The organism is Alsobacter sp. P4_H11 (assembly GCF_056400925.1).
In genome coordinates, this window is record NZ_JBFUKI010000003.1 from 301,119 (window position 1) to 325,788 (window position 24,670).

Here is a 24,670-nt window from a genome sequence, read left to right on the forward strand (position 1 = left end):
CGCACCGCGCCGAAGACGCTTCCGGCTCACAAGGGTCGCACAGTCCCCTGGCCGTGGAGCCTCCCGATGTTTCAGGTCGTCAACCCGCAGCCCGACGACAACGAGATGGCCCGCATAGCGGCCGAGATGCGCCGCATGCTGGGTCCCCTGCCGGCCGGCGATCCCGCCGACTGGACCGTTCTGCTCGCGAAGCTGGATGACGCAGTCGTGACCTTGGCCACGCCCGGTCCAGAGCCCCGAACCGATCCGCTCACGCGCGATGTCACGGCAGCAAAGTGAGCCGGCGCACTTCGTAGAAGAAGCCCCACAGAAACGTCCCGAACACCAGCGTGGCGAAGACGAGCCCGCCCAGCCGCACGCCCTCGGAGCCCGCGATCAGGGCGATCAGCACCGCGGCCGGGACGCCGAGCACGATCAGCGCGGCGACGAGCGGGCCGCGCTCGATGCCGCCGGGCGCGCGCAGCTGGAGCCGTCGGGCGCCGTCCGGCGAACGCAGGCCGCCGCGCGGGACGCGATCGAGAAGTCGCCGGAAGTCGGGCATCGTTCATTCCCCCATGCGGTTCGTCCGGCGCGGCGCGCCGGACGTCGATATCGCAGCAGCAGCGTTTGGCCGAAAAGTGGCCAGGGCCGCTCTCAGTTCCCCGGCATGTCGTGCGCGATGGGAAGATAGTAGTCCTTCCACGAGGCCGGCATGGCCTTGAGCGAGCCGACCTTGTGAAGGTGCGCGGCGAATTTCATGGTTCCCTGGGGGTACAGGTTGAAATCCGCCATGCCGGGCTGCTTCATCAGGTCGACCAGCGTCTCGGTCGGAGTCTTGTCGTTGTTGATCTCCTTATAGGCCTCGACGCCCGCCTTCAGGTCGCCCTCGATCAGCGCCTTGGCCTCCTCGGCGGCCTTGCGGACGGCCTCGATCCATTTCGGGTTCGCGTCCGCGAACTTGGTCGTGGTGAAAAACTGGCCCTGCGACAGCGGCCCGCCGATGATCTCCGCGGAGGTCGTCACCTGGTGGGCGTCGGGCACTTCCTTGAGCTCGTAATAGTCGTAGGGCGGCGCGCCGAAGTGGCTGCGGACCTCGTGCGTGGGGTTCTTGAGCGCCACATAGGCGTCGGGGTGGCCGAGCTGGACCGTGTTGGCGTCGAAGCGCGCCCACTGGTCGGGGCCGAACATCTGGGCGGCCGCCATCTGCAGCAGGATCGCCTGGGTGGAGATCTTCACGGTCGGGACCGCGATGCGGTCGTTCGGGCCGATGTCGCCCAGCGACTTGATGCGCGGGTCGCGGCTCACGAATTTCAGCGGCGAGGCCGAGCTTGCCACGATGCCCTTCACGCCGCCTTTGGTGCGGTCGTTCAGCAGCAGCAGCTGCCCGGTTCCGGTGTTGACGATGTCGACATTGCCGGAGATCAGCGCGTCCTGCTGCGCGCCGCCATTGCTGAAGGACAGCCACTTCAGGGTCGCGCCCTTGATGCCGAGCGCCTCGGCGTGCTTCTCGATCAGCTTGTTCTTCTCGATCACGTGCAGCGGCATGTAGAGGATGCCGGGCTGCCGGCTGATCGTCAGCTCCGTCTTCGCCTGCGCAAAGGCCCCACGGGGCGCCGCGGCGAGCACGGCCGCGCCGGCGAGGATGTGGCGTCGATTCAACAAGGCGTTTCTCCGTTTTCGTTCGGTCGGCTTCGCAACCCTGGGGAGAATGAGCCCGTTTGGGTCGCGGAGCGCAAGACCATAAATGCCGAGGCGCAGCGGATGGGCGGCCGGGATCGTTGGTCGCCCCCGGCCGCCGGCGACGCTGGTCCCCGTCGGCTCACTCAGCCTGCGGGTCGATGTCGGCCGTTCTGGGCCGGGCGGCGTTTTCGGCCAGCTCGGCCCGGTAGGTCCCCAGCGCCAGCCAGCTTGCGCCGGCCGCGACGCCGACGCTGTAGACCGTCAACGCGAGGGTTTCCTCGAAGATGAGAACGCCGAGCGTTCCCATGCTGCCTGCGGCGCCGACGAACAGGACGGCGGCGCTGATCAGCGCACGGATGGATTTCATGATGCGATTGCCTTGGTGGGGCGCGCGCTCTCGCGAGCCGCGGTCGCCCGGGATCAGAACGGCGCGGAAGCGCCGGATGGGTTCAGGAACGAGACGGAGCCCGGGCTGCCATTCGCCCGACGGCCCTCATTTCAAGCAGCCGTGCGGCGTCGCACGACGTCCCGGAGGGCGCGGGGATGGGTGGCGTCTCAGCCGGACTTCAGGCCGGAAAGCCCGGAGGCGCACGGGGCCATGCGTCGGTCCGTTCGCCGAGGCGAACGGGCGACCGGCCGGGCCATTGAACCGTCTCGGCGGCCGGACTGCTTTGGAGACGAAGCGCCGCCGGCGCCAAGGCGACCGGGGCCGGGCCGTCGCGGCCGGGAATGAACGCAGCCTGGGACGCAGCCCGCGCCACGAGGGTCGGCGTCGCCGGCCTGACGCTTTCGACGGGGGCATGGCTGCGCCACGCGCTTGGACCATCGAGGGCGGGCGCGCGATGCCCATCGGCCGCCAGAGTGAACAGCCACGCCGCGCAGGCCAGCACGATCGCGAGCGGCAAGCTCCGCATGGCGGCCCGTTTGCGCGTCATGTGGAGCACGGCTTTGTGCCGACGTGAGCCAGGAGCCGGACCCCGGGGCCGCCCTCGCCGGCGGGGATCAACTCCACGCCCGCGCTCCGCAGCGCCGCCACGAGCAGGTCCTCGGACGACCGGTGCAGCACATGGCGACCCTTCTCGAAATCCCGGACGGTGCTGCGCGACACGCCGGCGCGCATGGCGAGATCCTCCTGGGTCCAATCCAGGAGGCCGCGGGCGGCACGCGAGATTTCAGGACAGAGCAGCACTTTATGTCCACCAAAAAGGTTGAAATAAGCGCAACCTGACCCCAAATCAAGGGACCCTTCGTCCCCCCGGAGCTCCGATGCCGCATCATACTTCGCTGATCGCCACCATTGTCGCAGGCCTCGGTCTGGCCTTCGTCTTCGGAGCGATCGCGAACCGGCTTCGATTATCGCCTCTCGTGGGCTACCTGCTGGCCGGCGTTCTGATCGGCCCCTTCACGCCGGGCTATGTGGCCGACCAGGCCCTCGCGCCGCAGCTGGCCGAGATTGGCGTCATCCTGCTGATGTTCGGCGTCGGCCTGCATTTTTCGGTCAGCGACCTGATGGCGGTGCGCACCATCGCGGTTCCGGGCGCGCTGGGGCAGATCGCCTTCGTGACGATGCTGGGCTTTGGCCTGTCGCACCTCATGGGCTGGTCGCCCGGCGCGGGCCTGGTTTTCGGCCTGTCGCTCTCGGTGGCCAGCACCGTGGTGGTGCTGCGAGCCCTGCAGGAGCGCAGGCTCGTCGACACCGAGCGCGGCAAGATCGCGGTGGGGTGGCTCATCGTCGAGGACCTCGCGATGGTTCTCGCCCTCGTGCTGCTGCCCGCCGTGTCCGGGCTTCTGGGCGGCAAGACCGCCGCCACGCCGGCGAGCGGACTGGCGGCCCTGCTGGAGCCTGGCTCCGTGTGGGCGGCGCTGGGGCTGACTGTGCTGAAGGTCGGCGCCTTCGTGGTCGTGATGATGGTGGTCGGCCGCCGGCTGATCCCGGCCGTGCTGCACTGGGTGGCGCATACGGGCTCGCGCGAGCTGTTCCGGCTCGCGGTTCTCGCCATCGCTTTGGGCGTGGCGTTCGGATCGGCGGAGCTGTTTGGCGTGTCCTTCGCGCTCGGCGCGTTTTTCGCCGGCATGATCCTGGCGGAATCGACACTCAGCCAACAGGCCGCGCAGGAGACGCTGCCGCTGCGCGACGCGTTCGCGGTGCTGTTCTTCGTGTCGGTCGGAATGCTGTTCGACCCCACCGTGCTGATCCGCCAGCCGCTGCCGGTGCTGGGCGCCTTCCTGATCGTGGTGGTGGGCAACGCCCTCGCGGCCTACGCGATCGTGCGGCTGTTCCGCCGGTCCCTGAAGACCGCCCTCACGATGGCGGCGAGCCTGTCGCAGATCGGCGAATTCTCGTTCATCCTGACCGGGCTGGGCGTCGATCTCGGCCTCCTGCCGGACGCGGGGCGCGACCTGGTGCTCGCGGCCGCGCTGCTGTCGATCATCGTGAACCCGCTGCTGTTCGTGGGGCTGGACGCCCTGGCGCCCTGGTTGAAGGGCCGCGAAGCTGCGCCCGAGGCCGGCAAGGAGCCGCCCGCGGCGGCCGCCGCCGAGAGCGACGAAGAGCCCGGCCTGGTCCCCACCACGCTGACGGACCATGCCGTGCTGGTGGGGTATGGGCGCGTGGGGCGTCTCGTCGGCGAAGAGCTCCTCGCCAAGGGCCAGCCCCTGCTGGTGATCGAGGAGCGACGCGAGGCGATCGAGGCGCTGCGGGCGAGCGGCGTGGAGGTCATCTCCGGCAACGCCGCCCAGGCGGGCTTGCTGGAGGCCGCCGGCATAGCGCAGGCGCGCTGGCTGATCAGCGCGATCCCGAACCCGTTCGAGAACGCCAATCTGATGGAGCAGAGCCGCACCGCCAATCCGTCCATCGAGATCATCGCCCGCGCGCATTCGGACGCCGAGGTGGACTACCTGCGCCGGTACGGGGCGAACTTCATCATCGTGGGCGAGACCGAGATCGCGCGCGGGATGACGGCCCACATCGCAAGCCGCCTCGCCGACCGGGGCTGACCGGAACGGCTCCTCGGCCGCCACGTTCTTTCCCGAACGAGGAAGGTGGTCGATGCAAGACAGCAACGCCGAACGCCTGGCGCGCGCCGGCTACGTGGCGCGCGGAGTGGTTTTCGTGATGGTGGGCGGGCTCGCGGCCCTGGCCGCCATGGGTGGGGGCGGGCGGACGCCCGACAGCCACGGCGCGCTGCGGACGCTGCTAGCGCAGCCCTATGGCGCCGTGATGCTGGGGCTCCTCAGCATCGGGCTGCTGTGCTTCGCGGCCTGGCGCGTCGCCCAGGCGGTGTTCGACGCCGATCATCTCGGGACCCAGCCGAAAAGCATCGTCCGCCGCATCGGCTACGGGGCGGGCGCGGTGGTGAACGGCGGCCTCGCGATCTCGGCGGCGTCGCTGATCTTCGCGTTCTCGGGCGGCGGCTCGGGCGGCGACCAATCCGCGCGCGACTGGACGGCCTACCTCCTGCAACTGCCGTTCGGCCCCTTCCTGGTCGGCGCCGCCGGCGCCATCGTGATCGGCGCCGGCTGCGCCGCCGCGGTGAAAGCCTGGAAGGCGAGTTTTTGTGAGCATCTGGCGTTGCGCGCGGGCGCGCGCGCGTGGGTGGTCCCGCTCGGGCGCCTGGGCTACGCGGCGCGGGCGGCCGTGTTCGGGCTCGCGGGCGCGTTCCTGCTGGCGGCCGCGTGGCACGCCAACGCCCGCGAGGCGCGCGGGCTCGCCGGCACGCTCGCGGCCCTGGAAGCGCAACCCTACGGCTGGCTCCTGCTGCTCGCGACGGCGGCGGGGTTGTTTGCGTTCGGGGCGTTTCAGTTCGTCGCGGCGCGCTATCGGCGGATCGATGCGCCGGATCTCGCGGAAGCCGGCGCGAAGCTGCGGCTCAACACGGCCTGAGCGTCAGAGCAGCTTGCGGCTGAACGCGAAATCGAGGCAGCCGGCGACGTGGCGCTCCAGGATCTCCTGCGCGGCGGGCGCGTCCCGGCGCAGCGCGGCGTCCAGGAGGGCGCGGTGCTCGTCGGCCGCCACGGCGCCGCGGAAGATCACGAACACCATCTGGTAGCGCAGGTAGCGGTCATAGACGCCGGCGTGCAGGTCCAGCAGCGCGCGGGAGCCGCAGGCCGACACAAGCGCCTGGTGGAACTCCCAATCGAAGCGCTTCCAGCGCTCTGCGTCGCCGTCCTGCCCGGCCAGCAGCCCCTGCTCCACCCGGGCGAGCTTGTGGTGCGCGGCGACGAGCCGGCCCTCCCACTCCACGTCCCCGGCCGCGAAGGAGCGCGCCATGGCGCTTTTCTCCAGCAGCAACCGGAGCGCCGCGACTTCGCGCAGGTTGTCGGCCGAACAGGGCGCGACGTGAAAGCCGCGCTGCCCCTCGGCGGTGACGAGCCCTTCGGGGGTGAGCCGGCTGAAGATCTCGCGCAGGGTGCCGACGCCCACGCCGTAGCGGGCGCGAAGCTTCTCCAGCGTGAGGCGCTGGCCCGGCGGCAGCCGGCCAACGACGATGTCGCTCCGGATCCGCTCATAGGCGCGTTCGCCCGCCGATAGGAGGTCGGCGTCCTGGTGCGGCGCGGCGTCTGGATCGGGGCTGGCCTGGAGCATGCCACACCGTAAAGCCGGAATTCCGGAATGGCCAGATCATCTGACAAAGACCGCTTCCATCCGATGATCGCATGATTCTCGGTTGCGAGCGGCCGCAATCGGTGAGAGGTTCACGCAGCCGCGCCTGCCGCGGGCCCAACCAAGAAGCCGGACCAGGGAGAACACCGTGACGGGATTCAGGATCAACCGCCGCAGCGCCATCGCGGCCGCTGCGCTTCTCGCAGCCGCCGCCACGCTGCCGCAGGCCGCCCAGGCGGTGACGCCCGCCGAGATCAAGGCGCGCGGCAAGGTCATCGTCGGCATCCAGGGCGACAACCCGCCATGGGGCTTCGTCAACAGCAGCGGCAAGCAGGAAGGCCTCGACGCCGACATTGCCGAGCTGTTCGGCAAGGAGCTCGGTGTTCCGGTCGAGTTCATGCCGCTCGAGGTGAACAACCGCATCCCGGCGCTCACCACCGGCCGCGTCGACGTGCTGTTCGCCACCATGGCGATGCTGCCCGAGCGCGCCAAGGCGGTGCAGTTCTCCAAGCCCTACGTGGCCAACACCATCGTGCTGATCGGGCCCAAGAACGCCGAGATCAAGAAGAACGAGGACATGGGCAAGTTCACCATCGGGGTCGCCAAGGGCGCGGCCCAGGACACCCAGGTGACCAAGAACGCCCCGGCCGGCACCACCATCCGGCGCTTCGACGGCGACGCCCCCTCCATCCAGGCGCTGGTGTCCGGCCAGGTCCAGGCGCTCGGCGGCAACATCTTCTACATGCAGCGCATCGAGCAGGCCCGGCCGGGCGAGTTCGAGAACAAGCTGGAGTTCCAGAACCTCTACAACGGCGCCTGCACGCGCCTTGGCGAGAAGGAGATGAACGCCGCCATCAACACGTTCATCGACAAGATCAAGGCCAATGGCGAGCTGAAGAAAGTCTACGACAAGTGGATGAAGGTGCCGGTGCACACCTTCCCGGAAAGCCTGGAAGGCATTCCGTTCTCGGCGAGCTGAGCGGCGCTTGGGCGGGGCGCCATCCCGCCATAGTCATCCCCGGGCTCGCCCCGGGGATCGACGCGCCGGGCTCCCGCGCCGGTGGCCGGGTCAAGCCCGGCCATGACGGGGAGACGGATTCGACGGCTTGGTCTGAACCACGTTTCAGCCCCCTCGCCGTCATTGCGAGCCGGAGGTGAAGCAATCCAGTCTAATCGCCTGGCGTTAGACTGGATTGCTTTGCTCCGCTCGCAATCACGGGAGGGTGGCACGGGCAGCTTGCGATCCGCCCTGCGCTGGCCTTTTCTGATGCCGATCTCCCAACCCCCCTCATCCTGAGGAGCGTCGCCCCTTGGCGATGCGTCTGGAAGGACGAGGGAGCTGAGGCAGTTGGGGTATGTGGGTTTCAGGCCGCCGCCTCCGCTCGCCAGCCTGAGCCGGCGGCGAGCTTGGCGGCGAGGCGGATGGCGCTTTCGATGGCGCCCGTGGAGGCGACGCCCTTGCCGACGATGTCGAAGGCGGTGCCGTGGGCCGGGGTGGTGAACACCGTCGCGAGGCCGGCCGTCACCGTGACGCCGCGGTTGAAGCCGCGCAGCTTGGTCGCGATCTGGCCCTGGTCGTGGTACATCGCGACCACGCTGTCATAGTCGCCCGCGAAGGCCTTGAGGTAGATCGTGTCCGCCGGAAACGGGCCGCGGCAATCGATGCCGGTGGCCGCCACGGCCTTCACGGTGGGGCCGATCATCTCGATCTCCTCCATGCCGAACAGGCCGTTCTCGCCGCCATGCGGGTTCAGGGCCGCCACGGCGATGCGCGGGCGGGCGACGCCGGCGCGCTGCATGGTGCGGTCCACCAGGCGGATGGCGTCCTCGATCGACCGGGGCGTGATCTGGTCGATGGCCTGGCGCAGGGAGACGTGCGAGGTCACGCGCGACATCCACTGTCCGTCCAGCACGTTCATTTCCGAGAAGTAGCCCTCATGCGCGAGCAGGTGTGCGAACATCTTGTGCTCGTCCGGGAAACGCCAGCCCCCCGCGTGGAGCGCCGCCTTGTTGAGCGGCGCGAACGACACGGCGTCGACCTGCCCGGCCTGCGCGAAGCTCACCGCCTTGGCGAGGGTGTCGCCGGTGAGCTTGCCGGATTTGGGAGACATCTCGCCCCGCGGCAGCGAGGCGGGATCGATGTTGCGCATGTCGACCAGCGGGACGGCGTCGCCGTCCCAATCGGCCTCGTCCGGCGAGGCCACGCGGGCGAAATCAAAGGACACGCCGGCGTCCCGCATGCCCTGTTCGAGCACGCGCGCGTCGCCTACCACGACGATGCGGGCGGCGTCGCGCAGCCGCCCGTCATGGAGGATGCGGGCGCAGAGCTCCGGGCCGATGCCGGTGCAATCCCCGAGCGTGAGGGCGATGCGCGGGAGAGCGGCGGAAGTGGACGGCATGAGGCCTCGCAAAAGCTGTTCGCCCGCATGGCGCCACGGCTCACGCCTAATGTCAATTGTTGACAATCTGCGATCCCGCTCTCAGTTTGCGAGGAGGCGAGAAGATGCGCGCCGCCCGAACGAGCGCGCCAAGGGAGTTGAACGCCATGCAGGCCATGCCGCCGCTGGAGAACCACGGGCCCACCCTGATGGCCGGCTTCGAGCGCCGCCGGATCCGCACGCGCGGCGCCGAGATCGAGGTGGCGGTGGCGGGCAGCGGCCCTCCCCTGCTGCTGATCCACGGCAATCCGCTGACGCTGGCGAGCTGGCACAAGATCGCGCCGACGCTGGCCAGGAGCTTCACCGTGGTGGCGATGGACCTGCGCGGCTATGGCGACAGCTCCAAGCCGGACGGCGGCGAGGACCACGCCGCCTACACGTTCCGGGCTATGGGCGAGGACGCGTTCGACGTCATGGACGCGCTCGGCTTCGAGCGGTTCGGCGTCGCCGGGCATGACCGCGGCGCGCGGGTCGCGTTCCGCATGGCGCTGGACAAGCCCGAGCGGGTGGAGCGCATGGCGGCGCTCGACATCGTCCCCACCCACACGGTGCTCACCCAGGTGACGCTGGGCTGGGGGCTGGAGAGCTACCACTGGTTCTTCATGGCCCAGAAGGCGCCATTCCCCGAGAAGCTCATCACGGCCGACCTCGACTATTACATCCGCTACAAGCTCAACAAAAAGGGCGTCGGGCTGGAGATCTTCACCGCCGAGGCCATGGCCGAATACGCGCGCTGCACCACGGCCGAGCAGATCCACGCCGTGTGCGAGGACTATCGCGCCACCGTGACGCTGGACCTCGCGATGGACACGGCCGACTTCGGGAAAAAGCGCATCACCTGCCCGACGCTGGTGCTGTGGGGCTCCAACAGCCATTGCGGCCGGCATTTCAAGCCGCTCGAAGCCTGGGGCGGCTGGTGCGACGACCTGCGCGGCTGGGCGATCCCGACCGGGCACTACCCGGCCGAGCACCGGCCGGACCTCGTCTACGGGAGCTTCTGGGAGTTCTTCTCCGGCCGCGAACCGACGGCCTACGTGGGCTGAGCCCGACCGTCCCTGCCATCCACAAGGCCCCTCAGGATGAGGGTATCGAGGGCTAAAGAGCTTGAGGTTTTTGGCTAGGCCCCGTGCGCGGCGCGGCTGTCGGCCGGCGCTTCGTCCCGCTCGTCCATGCCGTAATCGCGCAGCACCGCGGCCACCCTCAGGCGATAGTCCGCGAACACGCCGCCGCGGCCGCGCGCCTGGGTGGCGCGGTGCTTCTCGTGATTGCGCCAGGCCAGCACGGCCGCTTCGTCGCGCCAGAACGACAACGACAGCAGCTTGTCGGGATCCTTGATGCTGCGGAAGCGCTCCACCGAGATGAACCCGTCCATGCGCTCCAGCTCGCCCCGCAACGCCTCGGCGAGCCGCAGATAGGGATCGACCTGCCCCTCGGCGGGGCGGACTTCAAAGATGACGGCGATCATGGAAGCACCAGGGGGGCGTGAGGCATGGACGCGAGTCGCAGGAAAACACGATCCTCGCGCCGAATGAACTGCTCGCGTTTGGCAAACTGGAAGTTGTCCTGCCCGATCGGGTCGGCCTTCAGGCGCGCCCGGTAGTTCTCATAGGCGGCGAGGTTTTCGACCGAGTAGACGCCGTAAGCCGTGGTCGCCGAGCCCTCGTGCGGGGCGAAGTAGCCGATGAGATCAGCGCCGCAGCGCGGGATCGCCTCGCCCCAGGCGCGAGCGTAACGGTCGAAGGCTTCGACCTTGAAGGGATCGATCTCGTAGCGGATGAAACAGGTGATCATGGCCGAGGGCTCCGTTTGCGGAAGGCCAGGATCTAGCGGCAGGCGCTATCGGGATGCTTCGGGCGCGACCGTAGCATCCGGCCGCACGTACGGGCATCATGGCGCCCACGAGGACCCCATGACGACCATTTCGGCCATTGCCGCCACGGCGGCTCTCGTCGGCGAGCCCGCCCGCGCAGGCATGCTGGCGGCGTTGATGGACGGCCGCGCGCTGACGGCGTCCGAACTCGCCGCCGTGGCAGGCGTCACCCCGGCCACGGCGAGCGGGCACCTTGCCCAGCTGACCCAGGCCGGGATGCTCGCGGTGGAGAAGCAGGGGCGCCATCGCTACCACCGCCTTGCCTCCCCGCAGGTCGCCGCCATGCTGGAGAGCCTCATGGCGATCGCGGGCGGGCTGGAGAACGGCGCGGCGGCGCGGCGGCCCAGGGTTGGCCCGCGCGATGGGGCGCTGCGGCGCGCCCGAACCTGTTACGACCATCTCGCGGGCGAAATCGCGGTCGCAATCGCGGACAGCCTCGTTGCGCAGGGCCGCCTTGACTTGTCGGAGGACGGCGCGGCGCTGACGCCGGACGGTCTCGCGTTTCTGCGCGGCGTCGGGCTGCGGCTGGAGCCCCCCGCCGGCCCGACGCGCGGTCGTGTGTTTTGTCGGCCGTGCCTGGACTGGAGCGAACGCCGGCCGCACATCGCCGGGGCAGTGGGGGCGGCGCTCTGCCAATGGTGCCTCGACGACGGCTGGGTCCGGCGCATGGCCGGAACCCGCGCGCTCGAGGTGACGCCCAAAGGCGTTCAGGGAATGAGCCGCCAATTTGGGCTGAGCCTCTAGGGCGAGACGCGATCGACGTCGTTAGTTCCCCATTCCGGCGATGATGCCGCGCACCATGTCTGCCGTTCCGCCGGAGCCGCGGATGTCGCCCGTGCGGGTTTCCGGGTTGGCGAGCGCCGCCTCGATGCCGCGCCCCATGAGGGCGGCCGTCTCGACCGCCTGGGGCACGTTGCGGCTGCGGCCGAGCCAGTCGAACAGCATGCGGGTGGACTCGATCATCGCGTAAGGATTGGCGACGCCCTTGCCGGCGATGTCGGGGGCGGAGCCATGGGTGGCCTGCGCCATGGCGATGTTTCCCTCGCCGATGCACAGGCCCGGCGCCATGCCGAGCCCGCCCACGAGGCCGGCCGCCTCGTCGCTCAGGATGTCGCCGAACATGTTGGTGGTGACCACCACGTCGAAGGTTTGCGGATCGCGCACGAGGCGCATTGCGAAGGTGTCGACGATGACGTCGTCCACCAGCACGTCCGGGAAATCGAGCGCGGCCTTGCGGCACTCCTCCACGAACATGCCGCAGCCGAGCTTGAACACCGTGTCCTTGTGGATGATCGTGAGATGCTTGCGGCGGCTGCGAGCCAGTTCCAGCGCCGCGCGGGCGACGCGGCGGCTGCCCGTGCGGGTGATGACGCGCACCGAGATCGTGACCTCGTCGGTGGGGCGGAACTCGCCCGAGCCCGCCACCACGTTGCGGTCCGGCTGGAAGCCCTCATTGTTTTCGCGAACGATTACGAGGTCGACGTCGTCATAGAGGCAGCCGATGCCCGGGAAGGAGCGCGTCGGGCGGACATTGGCGAAGAGGTTGAAGTGCTTGCGCAGGATCGGGTGCGGGTTGATGGCGCCCGGGACCTTGGGATAGGCGCGGTGGCCGATGGGGCCCAGGATGAAACCATCGAAGCTTCCCAGCGTCTCCAGCGTGCCTTCCGGCATGGTGGAGCCATGCGTATCCAGCGCGCTGCGGCCGATAGGGGTGGGCCGCCAGTCCACGACCAGCCCGGTGCGGGCGACGGCCGCCTTGGCGACCTCCACGGAGGCCGGCACGATCTCGTGGCCGATGTCGTCGCCGTTCAGGACGCCGACGACGAGGTGGGCTTCAGGCATGCTGGGGCTCCATGGGATCAGGCGGCGTCCAGCCAGCCGGCGAGGCGCTCGTAGACGCGCAGGGTGAGCAGCGTTGTCGCCGTGATGGCGGCGATGCGCATGACGTGGAAGGCCGTGACGCTGGCGGTGTCGAGGTGCATCACCTTGGCGGTGAGCACCATCTCGGTGACGCCAGCCGGCGCGACGGCGAGGAAGCTCGTGCCATAGGACAGGCCCGTGGCGGCCGAGAGCAGGTAAGCGAGGCCAGCTGCGGCGGCCACGAGGCCGAGCGACACCGCGAAGGCGCAAGCCGCGACCTTGGGCAGGCGCATCATGAGGCTGCGCTGGAAGCGCGCGCCCAGCGCGACGCCGAGCGCCACCTGGGCGACGATCAGCAGCAAGGGCGGCATTGAGCCGGCCACGAGGCCGGAGGCCGCCAGCGCTAGGCCGAGGATCGCCGGGCCGAACAGCCAGGGGTTGGGAATGCGCGCCGGCCGGGCGAGCAACGCGGCCAGGACCGCGCCGGCCAGCATCAGGGCGAGCGGCAGCGGCGGCACGATGCCGCTCTGGCCGAGGTCCGGGATGCCGCCATCCGACCCAAAGGCGTAGACGGCCAGCGGTGCCACCGTCACGATGGTGCCGACCCGAATGGCGTGGAACACCGCGACGGCTTCGGAATCCGCGCCGCGGTCACGCGCCAGCATCGCCATCTCGGCCATGCCGGCGGCGGCGGTGGCGAAGAACGCCGTCTGGCGATCGAGGCCGATCATGGCGCGCACCGCGAGCGCGGCCGCGGTGGTGATGAGGATCACGCCCAGCGTGGCGACCGCCATGGCGGGCAGCAGCGTCGCCGTGGAGGCCAGGATCACGGGCGTGAAGCGCAGCCCGATGGCGAGGCCGATCACCGCCTGGCCGAACTCGCGGCTGCGCGGCGCCGGCGTGGGCGCCCAACCGAGCATCGCGCAGGCGGCCGTGGCCAGCATGGGGCCCAGCATCCAGGCGAGCGGGAGGCCGACGCGGCTCGCCGCCCAGCCGGCCGCGAAGCCCAGCGCCAGCGTGGCGACGATACGCACGGGGGCCCAGGGATCGCGCGGCGCGAGCCGGCCGAAGCGGCCGGCCTGCAGGGGCTCGCGTTGCGGCCTGTCGTCCACCGCGGCCTCAGGGGCGCAGGGCGGCGGTGAGGCGCTCGATGGAGCCGAGATCTTCCAGGTCGCGCACCATCGAGACCACGGTCTCGGCCTTCGCCTTATCGAAACGCGCGAACTCGACGCATTCGCGGAACTTGTCCGCGACCTCCTCGTAGCTCATCGGGTTGGAGGGGCTGCCCTTGCCGAAGTCGGCGCGGCCCGAAATCGTGCGGCCGTCCTTGAGGGCGATGTCGATGATGGTGGTCATGAGGTGATAGCCGGCGCGCTCTGCCTCGTCGTTCACGCCGAAGTCGACGCGCTCGATCATGGCGCGGACGTCGGGGCGCATCACCACCTCGTCGGTGAACTCGTTGAGCCCCGCCCTGCCCTCGATGAGCAGGATCGCCATGCAGAACTCCATCGAGAACTTGGCCTGCAGCTCGTTGGTGGGGCGGTGGTGGATCAGCGCGTTGGGCATGTTGGAGTTGGTGCCGACGCGCACGCTCTCCACCTGGTCGGCCTTGATGCCGTGCTGGCGGATGAGGCGCAGCATCTCGGTCATGCCCGGGTGGGTGAGCGAGCCCGACGGGTGCGGCTTGATGGAGACGCCCGGCTCCGCGAAGGTCCAGGGCGCGCCGAGCTTGCCCATGATGGCGTTGCGGTCGAAACCGCCGCCGGCGGCGCGGAAAAAGCCGCGCGGGGCCTCCAGGATCTTGTCCGTGGCCGTCCAGCCGTAGTCGGCGAACTGCGCCGCCGCGACGCCGCTCTCGGAGGAGCGGCCGGCGTGGAACGGCTTGGTCATGGTGCCGAAATTCTCGCGCAGGCCGGCCGACTGGCTGCCGGCGACCGACAGCGCGCGGGTGATCTGCTCGGTGGTCAGGCCCATCAGCTTCGACGCCGCCGAGGCGGCCGCGAAGGTGCCGCAGGTGGCGGTGGCGTGAAAGCCGGTCTGGTAATGGCGCGGGTCGATCGCCTCGGCGATCTTGCACTCCACCTCGACGCCGAGATGGTAGGCCAGCATGACGTCGCGGCCGCTGGCGCCCTTGGCCTCGCCCATCGCGAGCGCGGCCGGCAGCGCCGGCGCGGTGGGGTGCGTGAGCAGGCCGTAGACGCGGTCCGACGCCACCGCGAGCTGGGTGTCGTCGTAGTCGTCCGCATGCACGCCGACGCCGTTGGCGAAGGCCGCGAAGCGCGGCGCGACGCGGCGGTTGGTCCCGATCACGGTGGCTGGGCCGTCGCCGAGCGCGAGGTCGTCGAGATGTCGGCGGACCAGCTCGCCGCTGCGCGCCACCGAGCCGGACAGCGCCAGGCCGAGGCCGTCCAGGATCGACTTCTTGCCGAGCGCCACGACATCGGAAGGCAGGTCCGACGCTTGGGCGTCATGGACGAATTCGGCGACATACCATGTCGTGTCGGCGCGATCCGCGGCGGTTTTGGCGCTCATCTCGATCTCCTCCCTGGCGGTTCGCCAGGCCCTGCTGGGGCGAATGCTTCGCGCGGCTTGGCGCCGCGTCGTGCTCAGGCTCTTCGCCAGATTGTGAATTGTCAACAGTTTTTCGCCGCCGGATTTCGCTTGCGCGGATGTCGATCTGCGTTCAGGAAGATTGCTTCATTGGTCAATTGCGGAACGCCCGTGGACCCGACGCTCGCCCTGAAGATCCGCCGCACGGAGTCGCTCACCTCGCTGGTGCGCCGCGAGTTGGAGCGCATGATCGAGATGGGCGAACTCGCGGGCGGCGACCGTCTGAACGAGAATGCGCTCGCGACCCGCCTGGGCGTCAGCCGCGGGCCGATCCGCGAAGCCTGCCGGGGGCTCGAGCAGAGCGGCCTCGTCGAGGTTGTGGTCAACCGCGGCGTGTTCGTGCGCGAGCTCGACAACAAGGCGGCCGCCGAGCTCTACGACATCCGCGCCTCGCTGATGGGCATGGCGGGACGGCTGCTGGCGCCGATCATCACGACCGCGCAGGCGGCCGAGTTGCAGGCGCTGATCGGCGACATGGACAAGGCCGCCAAGGCCGAGGACCTGAACGCCTTTTACCCGCTCAACCTGCGCTTCCACGAGAAGATCGTCGGCTTCACGGGCAATGAGCGGCTGCTGTCGCTATGCAACGCCATCCAGCGCGAGGCCCACCTCTTCCGCCGCCGCACGCTGGACGCGCCCGGGCGCATGAAAGTCTCCAACGCCGAGCACCGGCGCATCCTCGCGGCGCTGAAAAAGCACGACGCCGAGGCCTCGCGACGCGAGATGGAGGAGCACGTGCTCACCAGCAAGGACGCGCTGTTCGGCAAGCCATGAGGCTGGATTCGGGATGGGGGTGACGGTTGGGGCTGGAACCGTTGGGCCCCGCTCCCGTCATTGCGAGCGGCAGCGAAGCAATCCAGCCTAACGCCTCGCCTTTAGGCTGGATTGCTTCGCCTCCGGCTCGCAATGACGGCGAGGCGTTTGCATTTTGGAGGCCATCCTCCCGTCATCCCGGGAGGCGCGCAGCGCCGGGAAGGGGATCCAGAGCAGCCGCGCTTCTGGCCTCTGGATCCCCTTCCCCTCCGCCGCTTCGCAACTCCGGCCGGGGATGACGGAAGGATTCAGGCTGCCCGCCCCGCCCTCCCCTCATCCGGCGCTCCGCGCCACCTTCTCGCCGCGCCGGGGAGAAGGAACTCACCGCAACGCCGTGATCCTCCGGCCGCCCAGCACCGGGAGCCGGTTCGCGAGCAGGACGATCGCGAAGGAGACGCCCAGCAGCAGGAGGCCGAGCACCGAGATGGCGCCGAGGTCGCCGCTTTCGTTGAGGTCGTAGATGATCACCGAGACCAGCTTGGTTTCGGCGGTGGTGAGCAGGATGGTGGCCGAGAGCTCCCGGATGGTGCCGATGAACACGAAGCACCAGGTCGCCACCACGCTGGTGCGCAGCAGCGGGGCGGTGATCTGGCGCAGCGCCATCATGCGGGTGGCGCCGAGGATGCGGCTCGCTTCCTCCAGCTCGGGATGGATGCTCTTGAACGCCGAGGAGAGCTGCTGGTAGCCGGCCGGCATCTCGATTGTCAGGAAGGCGATGAACAGGATCCAGATCGTGCCGTAAAGCATGAAGGGCGGGCTGGAATAGCTCAGGAACAGGCCGACGCCGAGCACGATGCCCGGGATGGCGACCGGCGCGGTGGCGAGGTAGCCGAGCAGCGACGCGCCCGCGACCGAGCGGCGGGCCACCAGGTAGGACACCAGCAGCGCGATGGCGGTGCCGGCGGTCGCGGTCATGACGCCGAGCACGAGCGTGTTCTGCAGCGCAAGGCGCGTGGCCGAGAACTCGAACAGCACGAAGTGGACGTGGTGCAGCGTGAAGCTCGACCAGGTGAGCGGCTCCGACACCGTGCGGGTCACGGCGGTCTTCAGCAGCGCCAGATAGGGCATGATCACCGTGATGCTGAGCACCACCGCAACGAAGGCCACCGCCACCCACCGGTATTGGCCGAGCGGCGTGATGCGGGCCGCGCCGCTCTTGCCGCCCACCGTGGTGTAGCCCCGGCGACCGATGATCCTGGCCTGCGCCCAGATCAGGAACACGGTTATCAGCAGCAGCGGCAGCGCGCTGGCGGCGGCCAGCCCGGGCTTGGGCGGATACTGGAACAGGCTCCAGATCTTGGTGGTGATGACGTGGAAGCCGGCCGGCAGCGCCAGGATGGCGGGCGTGCCGAACATGGTGAGCGCCTGCAGGATGGCGACGAGGCCGCCGGCCAGCATGGCGGGCAGCACCAAAGGCAGCGTCACCTTGCGCAGCGTGGTCCAGACGCCGCCGCCCAGCATGGCGGAGGCTTCCTCAAGGTCCGTCGGCACGCGGTCCAGCGCGTTGGCGACCAGCGTGAACACATACGGGAACGTGTAGCAGGAGAGCGCGAAGACGAGCCCCTCGAAGGTGTAGATGTCGAATAGGTACTCGTATTGCTCGAGGCCGAAGGCCCAGCGGTAGATCTCGTTCAGGATGCCGCTGTTGGGGGCGGCCAGGATCTCCCACGCGATGGCGCCCAGAAACGGCGGCGTCACGAACGAGGCGGTCACGAAGGCCCGCACCACGCCCCGGCCGGGCAGGTCGGTGCGGGCCGTCAGCCAGGCCAGCGGGGTGGCGATGAGGCACGAAAGCGCGCCGGTGGCGAGCGCCATCCCCATCGCGATCGCGTAGGGCTTGCGCAGGGTCGGGTCGGTGACGAGCGCGCGGAAGTTCTCCAGCGAGAGCGTCCCGTCCTTGGCGAGCACGCTGTAATAGGCGAGCCAGAACAGCGGCAGCAGGACGAGCCCGCCGAGCACGAGCACAAGGGAGATGAAAACGGGCTTCGACCAGTCGAAGGCGAAGCGCCGCACCGGCAGTGTCCGTTCGATCGCAACCGTCATTCCGGGTTTCCTCGCCCCTCGCCATCGTGAAGGACGCCCGGCGAACAGGCCGCCGGGCGCCGGAGTGCTGGACTAGGTCCCGAAATATTCCTCGTACTTCTTCTTGATCGTCTCGATCTGCTTCTCGACCTCGGCCGGGTCGGTGAACAGCACCTTGATCTTGGAGAGCGGCACGCGGCCCTCCTTCTCCTTTACGCCCGGGTGGAAGGAGCGCAGGCCGCCGACGTCGCTGGCGAGCTGCTGGGCTTCCTGCGTGTACATGAAGGCGTAGAAGAGCTTGCCGGCGTTGGGGTGCGCGGCGTTCTTGAGCAGGCCCGCATGCCCGATCGCGATGGGGCTGCCCTCGGTGGCGTAGACCACCTCGATCGGCACGCCGGTCTCGCGCAGCAGGAAGAGGTTGTATTCGTTGCCGTCCGCCATGATGGAGCGCTCGCCCTGCGCGAGCTTCTTCGGCGGTTCGGTGGAGGACTGGACCTGCATGATCTTCTGCTGGCCGAGCTTCTCGAAGAACTCCCAGCCAAGGAGCTTGCTCAGCGCCGCCGTGCCGGTCAGCACCGTGCCGCTGTAGCCGGGATGCGCCTTGACCATGCGGTTCTTCCACTTGGGAAGCAGCAGGTCGGCGTGGCTCTTGGGCGCGTCCTCGGCCTTCACCTGCTTGGTGTTGTAGCCGATCACCGACAGGTGGGCGCGGTAGGCCGCGTAGTATCCGTCGGGGTCCTTGGCCTCGGCCGGCCAGCTCTTGGCGACGTCGGAGGGCAGCGCCTGGGCGAGGATTCCCTCGCGCTTGAACACCAGGAAGTGCACGGCGTCCGATGTCTCGATCACGTCGGCGTTGTAGATCTTGCTGCCATATTCCTGGTTGATGCGCTGGTAGACGCGCTCGGCGCCGGAGCGCTCGACCTGAACGTCGATGCCCGGATACTTGGCCTCGAAGGCCTTGGCCATCTTCTCGGACACCTGCACGTCCGTGGACGTGTACCAGACGACCTTGCCCTCTTTCTTGGCGGCCTCGACCATAGCCTGGTCGGGCTCGTAGGGCGCGGGCGGGGCGGCCTGGACGGCATGCGGCGCGAGCCACATGACGGCTGCCGCCGCGGCGAGGACGAAATGCTTCATGATTTTTCCTCCTTGTCTTATTGAGCCAGCGCCCGGCAGTGCTCGGGGGGGAATTGGAGCCAGACTGGCTGCCCTTTCGGAATGGCGACGTCCGGCGGGGCGACCGCGCGCACCGTCTCGCCATTTGAAAGATCGATAAGGTAGTCCCGGTGCGAGCCGAGGAAGACCTGGCGCGACACCGCGCCCGGCGCCCAGTTCAGGCCGTCCACGGGCGCGTTGGTGGCGATGCGAATGTCGTGGTGGCGGATCGACACCGCCGTTTCATCCGCTGCCGCGAACTCGCCGTCGCCGCAGGTGAGCTTGATCCCGCCCCAGTCCACCGCCTGGTCGCCCGAGCGCCGGCCCTTGAGGATGTTGGTGCCGCCGATGAAGCGGGCGACGAACTCCGAGCGGGGCCGCTGGTAGATATCCTCGGCGGAGCCGGCCTGCTCGATGCGGCCCTGGTTCATCACCACGATCACGTCGGCGGTCGTCATGGCCTCGGCCTGGTCGTGGGTGACGTAGATGGTCGTGTAGCGATACTGGTCGTGGAGGCGGCGGATCTCGAAGCGCATCTCCTCGCGCAGGTTGGCGTCGAGATTGGACAGCGGCTCGTCGAGCAGCAGCGTTTCGGGCTCCACCACCAGCGCGCGAGCGAGCGACACGCGCTGCTGCTGGCCGCCGGACAGCTCCGACGGGTAGCGCTCGGCCAGCGGCGACAGCTTGGCCACGCTCAGGATGTTGTCGACGCGCGTCTTGATGTCGGCCTTGGACAGGCCCCGGATGGTGAGCCCGTAGGCGACGTTCTCGAACACCGTCATGTGCGGCCAGAGCGCGTAGCTCTGGAAGATCATCGACATGTTGCGGCGCTCGGGCGGCGTGGTGACGTCCGGCGCTGACAGCACCCGGCCGCCGACCCGGATCTCGCCGCCCGTGGGGTCGACGAAGCCGGCCACGAGACGCAAGGTCGTGGTCTTGCCGCAGCCCGAAGGACCGAGCAGGCACACCAGCGCGCCCTTCTCGATGGACAGCGACACGCGATCGACGACGGTCAGCTTCCCGTAGGATTTGGACAGCTGCGAAAGCTCGACGAAGGCCATGCGACCTCCTCCCGGTTTGTGAAGCGCCGCCTCGTCCCGCACGGGATTTCGGCGATCGCCTCCTGGCGCTCTGCGGCGCCGTGATGGCCACGATGGGCCAGGGTGGTTCAGATTGTCAACAATAGACTGTTTTCGAAAACGAGGGTCAGCCCTTGAGGGCCTGCCGGATGAAGCCGAGCGCGCCGAGCGCGATCACGCCGTCGATCATCAGGCCGTGGACGTGGAGCGACATGCGGGCGAGCAGCGATTTCGCCAACGTGACGCCCGGAACCATGCAGAGCCCGATCAGGAGGCCGAGGCCGAAGAGCTCCGCCGTGAGGGTGGCGGCCCCGCCGAACACGATCGCCTTGGTGAGCTGCAGCGCCAAGCCGACGGCAGCGTCCGTGGCCACGAGAGGAGAGCCCACAAGGCCGGCGGCGCCGAGGATCGGCAAGGCGAGCACGCCGCCGCCGATCGTCGCGCCCGAAAGCACGCCGAACAATCCGGACGCGCCGGCGAGCCCGGCCGGGCCGAGGCGAGCCAGACGCGACGCCGCGATGCGGGACGCCAACGATCGCTTCACGATCACGAGAGCGAGCAGAAAAACGCCCAGCACGGCCGCGATGGCGCGCTCGGGCAGCCAGGCGTAGACCACCGCCCCGATGGCGCAGCCCGGAACCGCGAAGCTCGCCATCATGACGGCGGCGCGACGGTCGATGCTGCGCCAGAACGCGACCACGCGCGCTACGTGGGTGATCAACAGCGCGACGCTGAGCGTCGGCACCAGCGCGGCGACGCCGATCACGGGCGCGAGCGCGAGCGACAGGATGATGGCCCCGCCGGAGCCCGTGAGTGCGCTGAACAGCGCCCCCAGAAAGGCCGCGAGCGCCACCAGGGCGGCGGTCGCCGCAAAGCCGGCCTCGGCGAAGCCGCCGACGCCAAGCATTGCGGGGTCCGCCGCCGTCACGGCAGGTAGGCTCCGCCATTCACGTGGATGGTCTGGCCCGTAATGTAGCGCCCCTGCGGGCCGGCCAGCAGGCGCACCATGGCGGCGACCTCCGAGGGCTTGCCGCGACGCCCGAGCAGGGTCGCGTGCGTCTTGTGGTGCGCGGGCTCGGCGGCGGATGTCGGGCCGCCCCGCACGGTGTCGATCAGGCCGGGCGAAACGAGGTTCACGGTGACGCCCCTAGGCGCGAGATCATGCGCCAGCGCCTTGGTGAGGCCGTCGAGCCCAGCCTTTGCGGCGACCACGTGGGCGCGGTCCTTTGCGCCCGTATAGGCCGTGAGCCCGCCGATGTTGATGATGGCCCCCTCCCCGCCTTTGGCGAGATGCGGCAGGCACGCCTGGCAACACAGAAAGGCGCCGTCCAGCGCGATGGACATGACCTCGCGCCAGCGCGCGAAGGTGAGGTCCTCGAAATGGGCCTCGTTGCGCACGGCGGCGTTGTTGACCAGCACGTCTACGCCGCCGAGCTGCGCGGCGGCGTCCTCGACCATGCGGCGGACGGCGGCCTCATCCGAAACATCCGCCAGCAGAACGACCGGGCGGGACCCGCCGGCGTCCTCGATTTCGCGCGCCACGGCTTCGAGGCCGGCGCGGTCCTGCCGGGCGACGAGCGCCACCTGCGCGCCGCCGGCCGCGAGATCGAGCGCGATGGCGCGGCCGATATTCTTGGACGCGCCGGTGACGATGACCTTGCGGGAGGCGAGTTCGCCATTCATGCGCGTGTTTCCTTCTGGCCGGCGCGGCCGGCTGAGAGATCGACCGCGCCGCCGGCCGCGATCCGGTCGAGCGCTTCGGCGAGCGCGGTGGCGTCCGCCCAGCCGCCGAAGCGGGCGTTGTCGTCGAACTTGGCGCGGATGTCGGCCGCGGTCAGGGGCTCGCGCGCGCCGCCGCGCATGTGGCCCTTGGTGACCTCCCGGACGCTGCCGTCGCGCAGCGTCGCGCGGATGTGGCCGGTGAAGTTGCGGGGATATTCGTCCGCCGGGTCCACCACATACGAGACCGTGGCGGCCAGCGCGAGGACGCGCTCGTCGCGCACGCGCTCCTCGGTGAACTGCTCCAGCCCGGCCTTGCCGTCTATGAAGCCGACCGCGATGCAGTAGGGCGTCGAGAACTTGGCCGCGTAGCCGTTGGGCGGGCGGCGCTTGAGGGCGATCGGGTCCCACAAGCGGTGCACCGTGCCCTCGCCGACGCGGCATTCCATGGCGACGACGTCCTCGGGGCTCACCCCTTGGGCGGCGAGCTTCACGGCGCAATCCACGAAGGGCTGCGTCATGGTTCCGCACGCATAGGGCTTGAACGCGATGTCGCGCAGCACCCAGCGCTCGCCGAGGCCGTCCAGCAAGGGCGTGAAATCCGGCGCGCGGGAGGGCGCGAAAGCCTTGTAGAAGCCGTGCTTGCCTTCCAGCACGGTGGACGGGCCGAAGAAGCCGCCCTCGGCCAGCAGGGCGGCGCGAATGCCGGCCTGCGCGGCCGCGCCGGCGTGGAGGCGCTTGGTCCAGCTGCCGTCCGACAGATACTCGATGATGCCGGACGCGAGGCTGCCGGAGGTCCCGATGGCGTTCAGCGTCTGCGTCTCGTCCAGTCCGAGCGCGGCGCAAACGGCGGCCGCGGCGGCGGGCGCGCCCAGCACCGCGGTGGGGTGGAAGCCCGCCTTGTGGATCGCCTGCGGGGCGACGAGGCTCAGGCGGCACATCAGCTCCGTGCCGACCGCGACGCCGCGCAGCACGGCGTCGCCCGAGAGCCCGCGATGCTCCGCGATCGCGAGCACGGCCGGGACCACCACCGCGCCGGCATGCACGGGCCCGCCCTCGAAGGTGTCGTCGAAATCTTCGCCGTGGGCCGCGAGGCCGTTCACCAGCGCGGCGTCATAGGGGCCGAGCCCGCCCGGATGGCCGAGCGCCGTGCAGCGCCCTTCGGACGCCACGCTGGCGAGGCCGGCGCTCACATAGTCGGTTCCGCGCGCCGCCAGGCACAGGCCGGCGACGTCCAGCAGCAGGAGGCGGACGGTTTCGCGCACCTGCGGGGGCAGCTCGGCGCGGCTGGCGGCGAAGCGGGCGAGCGAGGCCGCGATAGGCGCGTCGCTTTTCGAGGGGGCGTTCATGCGGGCTTCACCTCCGTCCGGCGCGCGACGGCGTCGCGCCACTCGCGCCAGAGCGACCAAGACAGGAACAGGACGGCCGTGATCAGGAAGCCGACCGCGATGGGGTCGTCGAGGAAGATCGAAAGGTCGCCGCCCGAGAGCAGCATGGAGCGACGGTAGTTGGATTCCACGATGGGGCCCAGCACCACGCCCAGTACGGCCGGCAGGAAGGGGTAGCCGAACGCCTTCATCAGGAAGCCGACGAGGCCGCCGAAGAGCACGATGCCGAGATCGAACAGGCTGCCGTTGATGGTGTAGATGCCGGACAGCACCAGCAGGTAGATGAAGGCCGCCAGATAGGGCCGTGGCCGGTTCACCAGCCACATGCAGACCGGCATGATGACGATGCCCACCGCGATCTGCGCGATGGTGGCGACCAGCGAGCCGGTGTAGAGGCCGAGCACCACGTCGGCGTTCTGCTCGAAGAGGCGCGGCCCGGGCAGCAGCCCGTGGATCAGCAGGCCGCCCAGCAGCACGGCGGCCGAGTTGGAGCCCGGAATGCCGAAGCTGAGCAGCGGGATCAGCGAGGCGCTCGCCACCGTGTTGTTGGCGGCCTCCGGGGCGGCGACGCCCTCCACGGAGCCCTTGCCGAACTCCTCGGGGTGCTTGGACCAGCGCTTGGCCTCGTTATAGGAGAAGAACGCCGCGATGGAGCCGCCGCCGCCCGGCATCAGGCCCTCAATGGTGCCCGTGATGCAGCCGATGAACTGCGGCTTGATCAGCCGGCGCATCATCGCGAGGTTCGGCAGGGTGATGCGCACCGATTGCTGGCCGAGCGCCACGCTCTTGCTGCCCGACTGGCGCAGGAGCTCGCTGACGGCGAACAGCGACACCATCACCATGATGGGCTTCACGCCGTTCAGCAGGTCCGCCTGGCCAAAGGTGAAGCGGTCGACGCCCGAGATCGGATCGATGCCGATGGTGGACACCATCATGCCCACCAGCGCGGCCGCGAGCCCCTTCAGGAGCGAGCCGCCGGACAGGGACGCGATGATGCTGAGGCCGAGCAGGCCCAGCGCGCAGTAGCTCATCGGCTTGAACGCCAGCGCTATGCGCGACAGCGGCTCGGTGAGGCCGATCAGCATCACGAGCCCGAACAGGCTGCCGATGACGCCCGACCAGAGCGAGATGCCGAGCGCCTCTCCGGCGCGGCCCTGGCGCTTCATCTCGTAGCCGTCCACCACGGTGGCGGCGGCCGAGTTCGTGCCCGGCGTGCGGATCAGGATGGCCGGGATGGAGCCGCCATACTCGGCGCCGATATACACCGAGGCCAGCAGCACGATGGCCACCATCGGGTCCATCGCGTAGGTGAAGGGCAGCACCAGCGACATCGTCACGGAGGCCGAGATGCCCGGCAGGGCGCCGCCGATGATTCCCCAGACGAGGCCGATGATGGCGGCCGGCACCAGCGGGGTGGCGACCAGCAGCGTGAGGCATTTCAGCAGCGTGTCCAT

The 24,670-nt window shown here is 69.5% G+C and carries 25 protein-coding genes; 7 read left to right on the forward strand and 18 right to left on the reverse strand.

Annotated elements, in window-relative coordinates; all coding sequences use genetic code 11:
• The first annotated feature begins 66 nt into the window (after positions 1 to 66).
• Positions 67 to 279 carry a hypothetical protein gene (locus AC1DSZ_RS07135; protein WP_476837675.1) on the forward strand — a complete coding sequence of 71 codons (213 nt, stop codon included), beginning with the start codon at positions 67 to 69 and terminating at the stop codon, positions 277 to 279.
• Here the strand turns inward: AC1DSZ_RS07135 and AC1DSZ_RS07140 are convergent.
• The 4 genes from AC1DSZ_RS07140 to AC1DSZ_RS07155 form a co-directional block, all read right to left on the reverse strand.
• Positions 263 to 541 (reverse strand): hypothetical protein, encoded by a 279-nt coding sequence (locus AC1DSZ_RS07140; protein WP_476837676.1) that lies wholly within the window; start codon positions 539 to 541, stop codon positions 263 to 265. The genes AC1DSZ_RS07135 and AC1DSZ_RS07140 overlap by 17 nt on opposite strands.
• 92 nt (positions 542 to 633) lie before the next feature.
• A complete protein-coding gene (locus AC1DSZ_RS07145) occupies positions 634 to 1,641 on the reverse strand; it encodes an ABC transporter substrate-binding protein (RefSeq protein ID WP_476837677.1) in 1,008 nt (335 codons plus the stop codon).
• 157 nt (positions 1,642 to 1,798) lie between these two features.
• The gene (locus tag AC1DSZ_RS07150) at positions 1,799 to 2,026 is read right to left on the reverse strand and encodes a hypothetical protein (RefSeq protein ID WP_476837678.1); all 228 of its coding nucleotides are present in this window, start codon (positions 2,024 to 2,026) and stop codon (positions 1,799 to 1,801) included.
• A 564-nt stretch (positions 2,027 to 2,590) separates the two neighbouring features.
• Complete coding sequence (locus tag AC1DSZ_RS07155; protein WP_476837679.1) at positions 2,591 to 2,848, reverse strand: helix-turn-helix transcriptional regulator; 258 nt, start codon at positions 2,846 to 2,848, stop codon at positions 2,591 to 2,593.
• 77 nt (positions 2,849 to 2,925) lie between these two features.
• Between AC1DSZ_RS07155 and ybaL the strand changes: the two genes are divergently transcribed.
• Both ybaL and AC1DSZ_RS07165 read left to right on the forward strand, forming a co-directional pair.
• Positions 2,926 to 4,656: a YbaL family putative K(+) efflux transporter gene (gene ybaL / locus AC1DSZ_RS07160; RefSeq protein WP_476837680.1), complete on the forward strand. Its 1,731-nt coding sequence runs from the start codon at positions 2,926 to 2,928 to the stop codon at positions 4,654 to 4,656.
• A 52-nt stretch (positions 4,657 to 4,708) separates the two neighbouring features.
• A complete protein-coding gene (locus tag AC1DSZ_RS07165) occupies positions 4,709 to 5,542 on the forward strand; it encodes a DUF1206 domain-containing protein (RefSeq protein WP_476837681.1) in 834 nt (277 codons plus the stop codon).
• A 3-nt stretch (positions 5,543 to 5,545) separates the two neighbouring features.
• Here AC1DSZ_RS07165 and AC1DSZ_RS07170 read toward each other — a convergent pair whose 3' ends face one another.
• Complete coding sequence (locus tag AC1DSZ_RS07170) at positions 5,546 to 6,244, reverse strand: GntR family transcriptional regulator (protein WP_476837682.1); 699 nt, start codon at positions 6,242 to 6,244, stop codon at positions 5,546 to 5,548.
• 166 nt (positions 6,245 to 6,410) lie between these two features.
• Here AC1DSZ_RS07170 and AC1DSZ_RS07175 point away from each other — a divergent pair, with 166 nt between their 5' ends.
• The gene (locus AC1DSZ_RS07175) at positions 6,411 to 7,241 is read left to right on the forward strand and encodes a transporter substrate-binding domain-containing protein (protein ID WP_476837683.1); all 831 of its coding nucleotides are present in this window, start codon (positions 6,411 to 6,413) and stop codon (positions 7,239 to 7,241) included.
• Positions 7,242 to 7,626: 385 nt separating this feature from the next.
• Here the strand turns inward: AC1DSZ_RS07175 and AC1DSZ_RS07180 are convergent, their stop codons facing one another.
• Positions 7,627 to 8,661, reverse strand: coding sequence for a PdxA family dehydrogenase (locus tag AC1DSZ_RS07180; RefSeq protein WP_476837684.1), 1,035 nt, complete (start codon positions 8,659 to 8,661; stop codon positions 7,627 to 7,629).
• Between the two features lie 104 nt (positions 8,662 to 8,765).
• Here AC1DSZ_RS07180 and AC1DSZ_RS07185 point away from each other — a divergent pair, with 104 nt between their 5' ends.
• Entirely contained in the window at positions 8,766 to 9,743 is a 978-nt protein-coding gene (locus AC1DSZ_RS07185) for an alpha/beta fold hydrolase (protein ID WP_476837685.1), read from the forward strand.
• Positions 9,744 to 9,817: 74 nt separating this feature from the next.
• Here AC1DSZ_RS07185 and AC1DSZ_RS07190 read toward each other — a convergent pair whose 3' ends face one another.
• Positions 9,818 to 10,165: an antibiotic biosynthesis monooxygenase family protein gene (locus tag AC1DSZ_RS07190; RefSeq protein ID WP_476837686.1), complete on the reverse strand. Its 348-nt coding sequence runs from the start codon at positions 10,163 to 10,165 to the stop codon at positions 9,818 to 9,820.
• On the reverse strand, positions 10,162 to 10,491 hold the full coding sequence (locus AC1DSZ_RS07195) for an NIPSNAP family protein (protein ID WP_476837687.1): 330 nt from the start codon (positions 10,489 to 10,491) through the stop codon (positions 10,162 to 10,164). The genes AC1DSZ_RS07190 and AC1DSZ_RS07195 overlap by 4 nt, the downstream gene beginning before the upstream one ends.
• 118 nt (positions 10,492 to 10,609) lie before the next feature.
• Between AC1DSZ_RS07195 and AC1DSZ_RS07200 the strand changes: the two genes are divergently transcribed.
• Entirely contained in the window at positions 10,610 to 11,314 is a 705-nt protein-coding gene (locus AC1DSZ_RS07200) for an ArsR/SmtB family transcription factor (protein ID WP_476837688.1), read from the forward strand.
• Positions 11,315 to 11,335: 21 nt separating this feature from the next.
• On the opposite strand, the gene AC1DSZ_RS07205 is transcribed toward AC1DSZ_RS07200, so the two are convergent.
• From AC1DSZ_RS07205 to AC1DSZ_RS07215, 3 genes are read right to left on the reverse strand one after another with little or no spacing between them, the layout of a single operon-like run.
• A complete protein-coding gene (locus tag AC1DSZ_RS07205; RefSeq protein ID WP_476837689.1) occupies positions 11,336 to 12,412 on the reverse strand; it encodes an isocitrate/isopropylmalate dehydrogenase family protein in 1,077 nt (358 codons plus the stop codon).
• Positions 12,413 to 12,429: 17 nt separating this feature from the next.
• Positions 12,430 to 13,542 (reverse strand): AbrB family transcriptional regulator, encoded by a 1,113-nt coding sequence (locus AC1DSZ_RS07210; protein ID WP_476837690.1) that lies wholly within the window; start codon positions 13,540 to 13,542, stop codon positions 12,430 to 12,432.
• Between the two features lie 7 nt (positions 13,543 to 13,549).
• Positions 13,550 to 14,962, reverse strand: a complete 1,413-nt coding sequence (locus AC1DSZ_RS07215) for an MmgE/PrpD family protein (protein ID WP_476837691.1) — start codon at positions 14,960 to 14,962, stop codon at positions 13,550 to 13,552.
• 189 nt (positions 14,963 to 15,151) lie between these two features.
• Here AC1DSZ_RS07215 and AC1DSZ_RS07220 point away from each other — a divergent pair, with 189 nt between their 5' ends.
• The gene (locus tag AC1DSZ_RS07220; RefSeq protein WP_476837692.1) at positions 15,152 to 15,814 is read left to right on the forward strand and encodes an FCD domain-containing protein; all 663 of its coding nucleotides are present in this window, start codon (positions 15,152 to 15,154) and stop codon (positions 15,812 to 15,814) included.
• Between the two features lie 360 nt (positions 15,815 to 16,174).
• Here AC1DSZ_RS07220 and AC1DSZ_RS07225 read toward each other — a convergent pair whose 3' ends face one another.
• The 7 genes from AC1DSZ_RS07225 to AC1DSZ_RS07255 all read right to left on the reverse strand — a co-directional run bounded on the left by AC1DSZ_RS07225 (position 16,175) and on the right by AC1DSZ_RS07255 (position 24,670).
• Positions 16,175 to 17,896: an ABC transporter permease gene (locus tag AC1DSZ_RS07225; RefSeq protein ID WP_476837693.1), complete on the reverse strand. Its 1,722-nt coding sequence runs from the start codon at positions 17,894 to 17,896 to the stop codon at positions 16,175 to 16,177.
• Between the two features lie 72 nt (positions 17,897 to 17,968).
• Complete coding sequence (locus tag AC1DSZ_RS07230; RefSeq protein ID WP_476837694.1) at positions 17,969 to 19,012, reverse strand: ABC transporter substrate-binding protein; 1,044 nt, start codon at positions 19,010 to 19,012, stop codon at positions 17,969 to 17,971.
• 17 nt (positions 19,013 to 19,029) lie between these two features.
• Positions 19,030 to 20,091: an ABC transporter ATP-binding protein gene (locus tag AC1DSZ_RS07235; RefSeq protein ID WP_476837695.1), complete on the reverse strand. Its 1,062-nt coding sequence runs from the start codon at positions 20,089 to 20,091 to the stop codon at positions 19,030 to 19,032.
• Between the two features lie 145 nt (positions 20,092 to 20,236).
• Complete coding sequence (locus AC1DSZ_RS07240; protein ID WP_476837696.1) at positions 20,237 to 21,037, reverse strand: sulfite exporter TauE/SafE family protein; 801 nt, start codon at positions 21,035 to 21,037, stop codon at positions 20,237 to 20,239.
• Positions 21,034 to 21,792, reverse strand: coding sequence for an SDR family NAD(P)-dependent oxidoreductase (locus AC1DSZ_RS07245; RefSeq protein ID WP_476837697.1), 759 nt, complete (start codon positions 21,790 to 21,792; stop codon positions 21,034 to 21,036). The genes AC1DSZ_RS07240 and AC1DSZ_RS07245 overlap by 4 nt, the downstream gene beginning before the upstream one ends.
• Positions 21,789 to 23,177: an MmgE/PrpD family protein gene (locus tag AC1DSZ_RS07250; protein WP_476837698.1), complete on the reverse strand. Its 1,389-nt coding sequence runs from the start codon at positions 23,175 to 23,177 to the stop codon at positions 21,789 to 21,791. Before AC1DSZ_RS07250 ends, AC1DSZ_RS07245 begins: the two co-directional genes overlap by 4 nt.
• The gene (locus tag AC1DSZ_RS07255; protein WP_476837699.1) at positions 23,174 to 24,670 is read right to left on the reverse strand and encodes a tripartite tricarboxylate transporter permease; all 1,497 of its coding nucleotides are present in this window, start codon (positions 24,668 to 24,670) and stop codon (positions 23,174 to 23,176) included. The genes AC1DSZ_RS07250 and AC1DSZ_RS07255 overlap by 4 nt, the downstream gene beginning before the upstream one ends.

Coding starts and splice junctions, on each gene's coding strand:
- AC1DSZ_RS07135 (WP_476837675.1), top strand. CDS start 67: ATGTTTCAGGTCGTCAACCCGCAGCCCGACGACAACGAGATGGCCCGC.
- AC1DSZ_RS07140 (WP_476837676.1), bottom strand. CDS start 541: ATGCCCGACTTCCGGCGACTTCTCGATCGCGTCCCGCGCGGCGGCCTG.
- AC1DSZ_RS07150 (WP_476837678.1), bottom strand. CDS start 2,026: ATGAAATCCATCCGTGCGCTGATCAGCGCCGCCGTCCTGTTCGTCGGC.
- ybaL (WP_476837680.1), top strand. CDS start 2,926: ATGCCGCATCATACTTCGCTGATCGCCACCATTGTCGCAGGCCTCGGT.
- AC1DSZ_RS07165 (WP_476837681.1), top strand. CDS start 4,709: ATGCAAGACAGCAACGCCGAACGCCTGGCGCGCGCCGGCTACGTGGCG.
- AC1DSZ_RS07170 (WP_476837682.1), bottom strand. CDS start 6,244: ATGCTCCAGGCCAGCCCCGATCCAGACGCCGCGCCGCACCAGGACGCC.
- AC1DSZ_RS07180 (WP_476837684.1), bottom strand. CDS start 8,661: ATGCCGTCCACTTCCGCCGCTCTCCCGCGCATCGCCCTCACGCTCGGG.
- AC1DSZ_RS07185 (WP_476837685.1), top strand. CDS start 8,766: ATGCGCGCCGCCCGAACGAGCGCGCCAAGGGAGTTGAACGCCATGCAG.
- AC1DSZ_RS07190 (WP_476837686.1), bottom strand. CDS start 10,165: ATGATCGCCGTCATCTTTGAAGTCCGCCCCGCCGAGGGGCAGGTCGAT.
- AC1DSZ_RS07195 (WP_476837687.1), bottom strand. CDS start 10,491: ATGATCACCTGTTTCATCCGCTACGAGATCGATCCCTTCAAGGTCGAA.
- AC1DSZ_RS07200 (WP_476837688.1), top strand. CDS start 10,610: ATGACGACCATTTCGGCCATTGCCGCCACGGCGGCTCTCGTCGGCGAG.
- AC1DSZ_RS07205 (WP_476837689.1), bottom strand. CDS start 12,412: ATGCCTGAAGCCCACCTCGTCGTCGGCGTCCTGAACGGCGACGACATC.
- AC1DSZ_RS07215 (WP_476837691.1), bottom strand. CDS start 14,962: ATGAGCGCCAAAACCGCCGCGGATCGCGCCGACACGACATGGTATGTC.
- AC1DSZ_RS07225 (WP_476837693.1), bottom strand. CDS start 17,896: ATGACGGTTGCGATCGAACGGACACTGCCGGTGCGGCGCTTCGCCTTC.
- AC1DSZ_RS07230 (WP_476837694.1), bottom strand. CDS start 19,012: ATGAAGCATTTCGTCCTCGCCGCGGCGGCAGCCGTCATGTGGCTCGCG.
- AC1DSZ_RS07235 (WP_476837695.1), bottom strand. CDS start 20,091: ATGGCCTTCGTCGAGCTTTCGCAGCTGTCCAAATCCTACGGGAAGCTG.
- AC1DSZ_RS07245 (WP_476837697.1), bottom strand. CDS start 21,792: ATGAATGGCGAACTCGCCTCCCGCAAGGTCATCGTCACCGGCGCGTCC.
- AC1DSZ_RS07250 (WP_476837698.1), bottom strand. CDS start 23,177: ATGAACGCCCCCTCGAAAAGCGACGCGCCTATCGCGGCCTCGCTCGCC.
- AC1DSZ_RS07255 (WP_476837699.1), bottom strand. CDS start 24,670: ATGGACACGCTGCTGAAATGCCTCACGCTGCTGGTCGCCACCCCGCTG.